Origin of the sequence: Ensifer sp., assembly GCF_035999185.1 — a bacterium.
Lineage (GTDB): Bacteria > Pseudomonadota > Alphaproteobacteria > Rhizobiales > Rhizobiaceae > Ensifer.
The window spans coordinates 1-1707 of the sequence record NZ_DASYHB010000113.1; the positions used below are offsets into that span (position 1 = coordinate 1).

At 60.5% G+C, this 1707-nt stretch carries 3 protein-coding genes and 1 pseudogene; all 4 read right to left on the reverse strand.

Annotated elements, in window-relative coordinates:
* Positions 1-106: pseudogene (locus VGO04_RS32965) on the reverse strand (cytochrome c oxidase subunit 3); the annotation flags it as partial.
* 19 nt (positions 107-125) lie between these two features.
* Positions 126-725: a cytochrome c oxidase assembly protein gene (locus VGO04_RS13805; RefSeq protein WP_327496525.1), complete on the reverse strand. Its 600-nt coding sequence runs from the start codon at positions 723-725 to the stop codon at positions 126-128.
* Between the two features lie 11 nt (positions 726-736).
* Positions 737-877, reverse strand: coding sequence for a hypothetical protein (locus VGO04_RS13810; RefSeq protein WP_043619862.1), 141 nt, complete (start codon positions 875-877; stop codon positions 737-739).
* Positions 877-1707 (reverse strand): heme o synthase (locus VGO04_RS13815; protein ID WP_327496526.1); only part of this gene is annotated, 831 nt, incomplete at its 5' end. The genes VGO04_RS13810 and VGO04_RS13815, both read right to left, overlap by 1 nt.

Sequence of the window (1707 nt, forward strand, 5' to 3'; positions counted from 1 at the left end):
GCGGCCAGGGGCTTGGGTCAATGATGTGGTAGTCGTGATTCTTCTGATGCGCACCGGCCATGTCAGTAATCCCCGAAATGTCTCTCTCTCGTCGCCCTTCCGGCATAGCCGAAAAGGACCTCCAGTCAAAGTTTGTTCTCAGCCTCGCCCGCCTTTACCTGTGCGACCGGCTTAGACGGTTCACGCGGGTAGAAGGTGTAGGAAAGCGTCAGCGTCTTGATGTCCTTGGTCTCCACCGCCTTGACCATGTCCGGATCGACGAAGAATACCACCGGCATCTCCATCTCCTCTCCCGGCTGCAGCGTCGTCTCGGTGAAGCAGAAGCACTGTACCTTGTTGAAATAGGCACCCGCCTGCATTGGCGTCACGTTAAAGGTCGCCTGGCCAGTCGTCGGCTTCGACGACAGGTTCTTCGCCTTGTACATCACCTGCACGGTCTCGCCGATGCGGATGTCGATGTCGCGCTGCACCGGCTTGAACTCCCAGGGCAGGCCGCCCGAGGTGTTGGCGTCGAAGGTGACCTTCACCTTTTCGTCCAGAATTATGTCGGACGCCTGCTCGACGCGCTGCGTCGTGCCGTTATAGCCGGTGACGCGGCAGAACATGTCGTAGAGCGGCACGGCTGCGTAAGCCATGCCGACCATGCCGCCGACGAAGGCAAGGCAGGTACCGACGACGACGCGGTTGGAGCGCTGCTTGTTGGCTGTGTCCTGTGAATTCGTCATGCCGACTCGCCTCAGTTGACCATACCGTTGCCGAACTTGATCAGCGTGACGATGTAGAAGAGGACGACGAGCCCGAAGAGGACGAAGCCGAGCGCAATGTTGCGGCCGCGACGCGATTTCTTCTGCGCATCAGTGAGCTTGACGGTTTCCATCAGGCAATACTCCCGGCATTCAGCCAGACATTGACGATCAGGTGATCCGCCATCAGGGCGGAGAAGATCACGAACAGGTACATGATCGAGAAGGCAAACAGCTTCTTGGCCGGCAGCATGCGCTCGTCCGACTCCGGCATGCGCAGCACGCCGATCGAGTACCAGACGAAGCCAAGGCCGAGCGCCGTTGCAAAGAGGCCGTAACCGATGCTCGCAAATCCGAGCAAGGTGGGACAGATGCCGATCAGGGCGGTCAACACGGCATAGATGACGATCTGCTTCTTGGTCGTCGCCTGGCCGCAGACATTCGGCATCATCGGCACGCCAACGGCGCCGTAGTCGCCCATCTTGAAGAGTGCGAGCGCCCAGAAATGCGCCGGCGTCCAGAGGAACGTGATCAGGAAGAGCACGATGCTTTCGATCGAGACGGCGCCGGTGACGCAGGCCCAGCCGATCATCGGCGGGAAAGCACCGGCCGCACCGCCGATGACGATGTTCTGCGGCGTCGAGCGCTTCAGCCACATCGTGTAGATGACCACGTAGAAGAAGATGGTGAAGGCGAGCAACCCGGCTGCGAGCCAATTGACGGCGAGCCCGAGGATGATCACGGAAAAGGCAGACAGCGTCAGACCGAAGGCCAGCGCTTCCTGCGGCAGGATCTTGCCGGCCGGGATCGGGCGCTTGGCGGTACGGCTCATGACCGCGTCGATGTCGGCGTCATACCACATGTTGAGCGCGCCGGAGGCGCCAGCACCAACGGCGATGCAGAGAATGGCGATGAAACCGATGAAGGGATTGATGTGTCCTGGTGCCAGCACCAGCCCGGCAAA

Excerpts from the sequence above, each read along its gene's own strand:
- VGO04_RS13805 (WP_327496525.1), bottom strand. The coding sequence starts at position 725 with ATGACGAATTCACAGGACACAGCCAACAAGCAGCGCTCCAACCGCGTC.
- VGO04_RS13810 (WP_043619862.1), bottom strand. The coding sequence starts at position 877 with ATGGAAACCGTCAAGCTCACTGATGCGCAGAAGAAATCGCGTCGCGGC.